The following is a 7,206-nucleotide window of genomic DNA, read 5'->3' on the forward strand; positions in this document are numbered from 1 at the left end:
TAAAAAATAATTCTTAATAAGGAGGGAGTAGTGAGTATGTTTGAGAAATATTTTTCTAAGAATGCTCAGCAGATGCAGGGTTCAGAAATTCGTGAATTCTTTAAGCTAACTGAAAAGCCAGAGGTGATTTCATTTGCCGGTGGTTTTCCTAATAAAGCTTGTTTGCCAACCAAAGAAGTTGAGGAGATAAGTAGTAGACTGTTGGTAGAAGCTGAAGAAGGAATGCTGCAGTATAGTCCAACCGAAGGTCAAGAAATGCTAAGAAAGTATATAGTTAAGTTCATGGCTAAGAAAGGTATAGATATTGAAGTAGATAATGTTTTAATTACTAGTGGTTCTCAGCAAGGATTAGATTTAGTCAGTAAAATTTTTGTTGATCCTGGTGATAAAATTTTAACAGAAGCTCCTAGTTATGTAGGTGGATTAGGTGCTATTAGAAATTATCAAGGAGATATAATAAGTATTGCTGTAGATGATGATGGGATTAAAGTTGATATTTTAGAACAAAAGTTAAAGGATTTAGCTAGTAAAGGTAAAACACCAAAATTTATTTACTTAATTGCAGATTTTAATAATCCTACAGGCTTAACTATATCAAAGAAAAGAAGAAAGAGATTGGTTGAGTTAGCTGAAAAATATGGAGTTTTAATTCTAGAGGATGATCCATACAGCAAGTTAAGATATAATGGTATTGATGAACCAGCTATCAAGAGTTTTGATAAGGAAGGTCATGTGATTTATTTAGGTTCATTTTCTAAGATATTTATTCCAGGGGTTAGAATAGGCTGGGTAGTAGCTCATAAAGAGATAATTCAAAAATTAATTTTAGCGAAGCAATCTACAGATTTATGTACTAATTCTTTTGGTCAACGTTTAATTGCTACTTGCGGGGAAGAAGGAATTATTGATAAACAGATTGAAAAGTTACAAGAATTTTATCGTAAAAAGAGAGATAAGACTTTAGAATCTTTAGCTAAGCATTTTCCTATAGAGGCAAGTTGGACTGAACCAGATGGAGGTTTTTATACTTGGGTTGAATTACCATCAAATTTGAATTCTAAAGAAATTCTAGTAAAGGCTATTGATAATAATGTAGCTTTTGTAACAGGGTCAGCTTTTTATGTTGATGACCAGGGGAATAATGCTTTTAGACTTTCTTTTAGTCAGCCAGATATAGATAAAATAGAAGAAGGAATTTATAGATTAAGCAAGACTATTAAAAGAGAATTAGTTAAAAAGAATGAAATCCAAAAACATATAGGATAGTAGTTGCTTGGTAGAAACTTTGCCAAATGATAGATGGGAATATATTATTGTTTTTTTCATAAAGATAGATAGAGATGAGTCCAATTAAGAAATGTCCTAATAAAAATCCGAATTCAAATCTTAGTAATACGATAGAATAATAGAGGCTGCTGCTTAAAGCACCTAAAAGTCTCCCAAATCTTTCTTTAAAGAAGTCATAGATTATAACTCGATAGAATAGTTCAATAGCTAAAGCAGGGATTAAAGTTAAAAATAATAGCAGAATAAAGTAAAGAAAGCTAGTAATTAATTGATTAAAAGAAGTGATTTTTATTAATGGTTGAAATAATTGGTTTAGATCTAATACTTGATGTTGAAGATTAATTAGAATAATAGTTAGAATAGGAAAAGGGAGACTGATTTTAATACCAAATTTTAAGTCATTTAAGTAATTATTAGAGGTTAAACCTATTCGATTTAAAGAAAAATTATGCTGAAAAAGTAAAATATAAATTAAGTAAGCTATTAATAACAATTTTATAATAATTCCAAATAGATAATGCATAAAAGAATTTAACTCAGGTGTATTGGGAAGATTATATTTATTTGCTAAAGAAAGCAAACCTAAAGTAAGGTACCAAATGAATTGAAGTTGCAATACTTCTTTTATCTTCCAAATATGCCCCTCTCTTTTATTTGTGATTAATTTCTTTAAATTATCATTTGCCATGATTTACTTCCTTTCTTTCTGCAGTTCACACTATTATTTTCTCACCATAAAGATAAAATTCCTGCAAAATTATGGAAATTAATTATAAAGATATACTTTTACCAATTACTTGTATAAATAAAAGTGATATGTTATAATTATTTAAAACTTTAAAGATTGGATTATAATGAATAGTGAGTAGTAAGTAGTAAGGAGGTATTTCGTTTGTCAAAATTAGAAATAGATCAGATAGCTATTGATCTTAAGAAGATGATTAGTGGAGAGGTATTAGTTGATAAAACAACTAGAGCCATTTATAGTACTGATGCTAGTATTTATCAAGTTGAACCTTTAGGTGTAGTTATACCTAAGAATAAAAAGGATGTAAAAAGAGTAATTAAATATGCATTTGATAATAATATATCTATTTTACCTCGTGGTTCTGGTTCAGGTTTAGCTGGACAATCATTAGGTCAAGGGCTTGTTTTAGATTTTACTAAGCATATGAATCAGATTAAAGAAATTAACTTAGAGGATTCTTATGTTAGAATAGAACCTGGGATTACTTTAGGAGTACTTAATCAAGAATTAAATAATCATGATAAGATTTTCCCACCTGATCCTTCTAGTGGAGACTATTGTACCTTAGGAGGAATGTTGGCAAGTAATGCTTCAGGAGGCCATTCAGTTAAGTATGGAAGTACCATCGATTATGTTTTAGAATTAGAAGTATTATTAGCTAATGGTGAAGATATTACTGTTAAAAAGATGGAGTTAGATAGTCAACAATATATAGAAAATAAGCAGCAATCTGGATTAACAGGAGAGATTTATGATAAAATTGCTAGCTTACTAACAGAAAATCAAGATATAATTAATGATCATACTCCAAATGCACCTAAGGATTGTAGCGGTTATAGATTGGATGTGGCTTTACAGGAGAATGAACTTGATTTAGCTAAGTTATTAGTTGGTTCAGAAGGGACTTTAGCTGTAATTACAGAAGCTAAATTAAAGATTATTGATACACCAGCTAGTAAAGCAATAGCTTTGTTATATTTTGATGATTTAGATAAAGCTGGTAAAGCTGTAGGTGAAGTTTTAAATTTAAACCCTAGTGCTATTGAAATTATGGATTATCAGTTTTTAGATTTAGTTAGGGAGAACCATGCAGATATTGATAAATTATTACCTAACGAGATTGAAACTGCACTATTAGTAGAAGTTGACGGAGATAACCAAAATGAGATTGAAGATAGAATAGCTGAAATTAAGAATTTAATATATAAAGAGTTAGAATTAGCATTTAAAATCCATACTGCTTATGAAGAGGCAGAACAGAAGAAGTTGTGGTCAATTCGAAAATCAGCAGTTCCGATTCTTAATAAATTAAAAGGTCCAAAACGAATTACCGGTTTCGTAGAAGATGTAGCGGTAGATCCTTTTAAATTACCAGAATATATTAGAAGATTTAGAGAGATTGTAGATAAGCATGAGGTTAAGGCTATTATTTATGGGCATGCAGGACATGGTAATACTCATCCTCGACCTTTATTAAATCTTAAGACTGAAGATGATATTAAGAAGATGGAATCTATTGCTAAAGAAGTATATGAATTAGTAGATGAACTAAATGGAACTATTAGTGGTGAACATGGTGATGGATTATTAAGGACTCAATTTTTAAATGAATTCCATGGTCCGCTTTATGAATTGTTTAAAGATGTGAAAAATATCTTTGATTCAAAAAATATTTTAAATCCAGGAAAAATTATAAATGATGATTCTAAATTAATGGTTAAAAATTTAAGATATGGTAGTGGATATAGTACGATTAATATGAAGACTAATTTAAATTTTGCTTTAGACGAATATCAAGCTGAAGTAGAAAAGTGTCATGGTTGTTCAAAATGTCGTTCATTAGTTGGGACTGATATGTGTCCTGTCTTTAAAGCGATTGGGGATGAGAGAGCAGCTCCTAAGTCAAAGGCCAATATTTTAAGAGCTATTATTTCAGGAAAATTAGACTCTAATGAACATTTTTGGACTAAAGAGTTTAAAGAACTTTTTGATCTTTGTCTTAATTGTAAGAATTGTTATTTAGAATGTCCATCGCAAGTAAATATACCTAAATTAATGATGGAAGCTAGAGCTAAATATTATAAAAAAGTAGGACAGCCGCTAGTTAATAAACTATTAGGTGCTGGAGAAACAATGGGTAGGTTAGGTAGTATGACTCCAACTATAACCAATAATGCTTTGAGAATAAAACCATTTAGAAAAATAATGGAGAAGACGGCTGGTTTTTCTGCTGAAAGGAAATTCCCTAAATTTGCTAATCAAACTTTTGAGAAGTGGTTTAATAAAAAGAAATTGAAAGGTTCTAAGAAAGTTGCTTATTTCACAGGATGTTCAACTAATTTTTATAATCCTGCAATAGGGAAGAGCATGGTTAAGGTTCTAGAGAAGAATGAATATCAAGTCATATTGCCTAAGCAGAAATGTTGTGGAATTCCTAAGATGAATTATGGTGATATAGACTCTGCTCGAGCGAATATAAATTATAACATTGAATCATTATCTGAAATTATTAAAGATGGTTATGATATTATAGTTGATTGCCCTAGCTGTAGTTTGAGTTTAAAGGAAGAATATTTAGATATTGTAGATAGTCAAGAGGCTAGGTTAGTAGCACAACATACTTATCATATTAATGAATATTTATTAATGTTAAATGATAAAGATAATTTAAATTTAGATTTAAAAACAAATCAAAGTAAATATGCTTATCATACTCCCTGTCATCTTAAGGCTCAAGGTTTAAGTAATACAAGTAAAGAAGTATTAGAGTTGATTCCAGGGGTTAAGGTAAGTGGGATAGATGCTGGTTGTTGTGGGATTGCCGGAACTTTTGGTTTTAAGAAAGATAATTATCAACTCTCAATGAAAATAGGAAAAAATATATTTGAAAAATTAGAGAAGATGGATTATAATCAGGTGTTGACGGATTGTGATGCTTGTGGAATGCAGTTAAATCAGGGTACTGATGAAGAAATAATGCATCCGATACAAATTTTAGCTAATAGTTATTAAATCGAGTAGAGGAGGAGTTAAGTATGAGAAGTGATAAAGTAACTAAAGGAATAAATAAAGCGCCACATCGTTCATTATTTAAGGCAACGGGATTAACTGATGAAGAGATTGATAGACCATTAATAGGGATTGCTAATGCACATAATGAAGTAATTCCAGGACACGACCATTTAGACGAAATTGCAGAGGCAGTTAAAACTGGTGTAAGAATTGCTGGAGGAACTCCTATTGAGTTTGGAGGAATTGGTGTCTGTGATGGAATAGCCATGGGTCATCAAGGAATGCATTATTCTTTAGCTAGTAGAGAAGTAATAGCTGATTCTATAGAAATTATGGCTCAAGCTCATGCTTTTGATGCTTTAGTATTAATTCCTAATTGTGATAAAATTGTCCCTGGAATGTTGATGGCTGCAGCTAGATTAAATATACCAGCAGTTGTAATTAGTGGTGGTCCAATGTTAGCCGGAAGACATCAAGGGGAGAATATAGATTTAAAGACAGTATTTGAAAGCGTGGCAGCAGTACAGACAGATAGGATGACTGAAGAAGAGTTATTAGAAGTTGAAGACAATGCATGTCCAGGTTGTGGATCTTGTTCTGGTATGTTTACAGCTAATTCAATGAACTGTCTAACAGAAGTTTTAGGTTTAGGCCTGCCTGGTAATGGAACGATTCCAGCTGTTTATGCTCAGCGGAGAAGGTTAGCTAAAAAAGCAGGGATGCAGATTATGGAGTTAGTAGAAGAGGATATTAAACCATTGGATATTTTAACTGAGGAAGCATTTGAGAATGCTTTAACGGTAGATATGGCTTTAGGTTGTTCTACTAATACTGCTCTACATTTACCTGCAATTGCTTATGAAGCAGGAATAGATTTAGATATAGAATTGATTAATGAGATTAGTGCAAAGGTTCCTCACCTCTGTAGTTTAAGTCCTGCAGGGAAGTATCATATTCAGGATTTAAATGAAGCGGGAGGAATTCCAGCAGTAATGAAGGTGTTAAATGAAGAAGGTTTAATGAATGGTGATGGAATAACTGTAACTGGACAGTCTGTTGCTGATAATTTAATAGGAGTAGAAGTTTTAGATAAAGAAGTAATTAGAAGCTTCGATACTGCTTATCATGAGACTGGTGGTTTAGCAGTATTAAAAGGAAATATGGCCCCGGATGGTGCCGTAGTTAAACAAGCAGCAGTTGCAGACGAGATGTTAGTACATGAAGGACCAGCTAGAGTATTTACTTCGGAAGAAGAGACAATAGCTGCAATTCATGATGGTGAAGTTAAATCTGGTGATGTATTAATAATTAAGTATGAAGGTCCTAAAGGTGGACCAGGGATGAGAGAAATGCTAACTCCAACTTCAGCTGTTGCTGGAGCTGGTTTAGATAAAGAAGTAGCACTGATAACTGATGGACGTTTTTCTGGAGCTACTCGAGGAGCCTCCATAGGTCATGCTTCTCCAGAAGCTATGGAAGGTGGTCCGATTGCTGTAGTTGAGGATGGAGACATTATTCAGATAGATATTCCTAATAGAGAATTAAATGTTAAATTAAGTGATGAAGAGATTAAAGAGCGATTAGCAAAATGGTCAGCACCAGAACCTAAAATTAAAACTGGTTATTTAGCAAGATATGCCAAATTAGTTAGTTCTGCTAGTACAGGTGCTGTATTTAAATAGCTTATTATTTATAATTATTATCTTATCTGGATAATAGTGGAGGGAAGAATTGCTATAATTCATTAAAACAATTAAAAGTAATGAAAAAACCTTGACAAAGAGATGAATCTTTCATATACTATGTTTTAAATAAATAATTTTCCTAAATTGCAATATTAAATTGAACTAATCTCAAACTGTAATAATTTGGTATTTTAGTCATATAGAATTTCTCTTAGTTGATCCTCAAAAGATTCATCAGGGGTTAGGTATCCTAATATTTTTCTTGGCAAAGTGTTACACCAATTTTGAATTCTACCAATGGCTTCAATGGAGAATTCACTTATACTTCTACCTTTAGGTATAAAACGTCTTATGAGACCATTATGACGTTCATTGGTACCTCTTTCCCATGATGAATATGGATGTGTAAAATATACTTTTGTATCAACTAGTTTTTCTATAGCACCTAGCTCTGAAAATTCAGAGCCATTATCG

General features: G+C 31.8%; 5 protein-coding genes. 3 read left to right on the top strand and 2 right to left on the bottom strand.

Going from position 1 to position 7,206, the window contains the following annotated elements; genetic code table 11:
- Positions 1 to 36: 36 nt before the first annotated feature.
- Positions 37 to 1,266 (top strand): aminotransferase-like domain-containing protein, encoded by a 1,230-nt coding sequence (locus tag B5D41_RS11910; RefSeq protein ID WP_078810880.1) that lies wholly within the window; start codon positions 37 to 39, stop codon positions 1,264 to 1,266.
- On the opposite strand, the gene B5D41_RS11915 is transcribed toward B5D41_RS11910, so the two are convergent.
- Entirely contained in the window at positions 1,232 to 1,975 is a 744-nt protein-coding gene (locus B5D41_RS11915) for a CPBP family intramembrane glutamic endopeptidase (protein WP_078810881.1), read from the bottom strand. The two genes, B5D41_RS11910 and B5D41_RS11915, sit on opposite strands and share 35 nt — an antisense overlap.
- Positions 1,976 to 2,179: 204 nt before the next feature.
- Between B5D41_RS11915 and B5D41_RS11920 the strand changes: the two genes are divergently transcribed.
- Positions 2,180 to 5,047 carry an anaerobic glycerol-3-phosphate dehydrogenase subunit C gene (locus tag B5D41_RS11920; RefSeq protein WP_078810882.1) on the top strand — a complete coding sequence of 956 codons (2,868 nt, stop codon included), beginning with the start codon at positions 2,180 to 2,182 and terminating at the stop codon, positions 5,045 to 5,047.
- Positions 5,048 to 5,070: 23 nt separating this feature from the next.
- A complete protein-coding gene (gene ilvD, locus B5D41_RS11925) occupies positions 5,071 to 6,729 on the top strand; it encodes a dihydroxy-acid dehydratase (protein ID WP_078810883.1) in 1,659 nt (552 codons plus the stop codon).
- A 194-nt stretch (positions 6,730 to 6,923) separates the two neighbouring features.
- Here ilvD and B5D41_RS11930 read toward each other — a convergent pair.
- On the bottom strand, positions 6,924 to 7,206 hold a 283-nt coding region (locus B5D41_RS11930; RefSeq protein ID WP_143555713.1), incomplete at its 5' end, for an IS30 family transposase.

Origin of the sequence: Selenihalanaerobacter shriftii, from assembly GCF_900167185.1 — a bacterium.
GTDB lineage: Bacteria > Bacillota > Halanaerobiia > Halobacteroidales > Acetohalobiaceae > Selenihalanaerobacter > Selenihalanaerobacter shriftii.

What these genes read in the sequence shown, in the direction of transcription:
- B5D41_RS11910 (WP_078810880.1), top strand. Translation starts at nt 37, where the DNA reads ATGTTTGAGAAATATTTTTCTAAGAATGCTCAGCAGATGCAGGGTTCA.
- B5D41_RS11915 (WP_078810881.1), bottom strand. Translation starts at nt 1,975, where the DNA reads ATGGCAAATGATAATTTAAAGAAATTAATCACAAATAAAAGAGAGGGG.
- ilvD (WP_078810883.1), top strand. Translation starts at nt 5,071, where the DNA reads ATGAGAAGTGATAAAGTAACTAAAGGAATAAATAAAGCGCCACATCGT.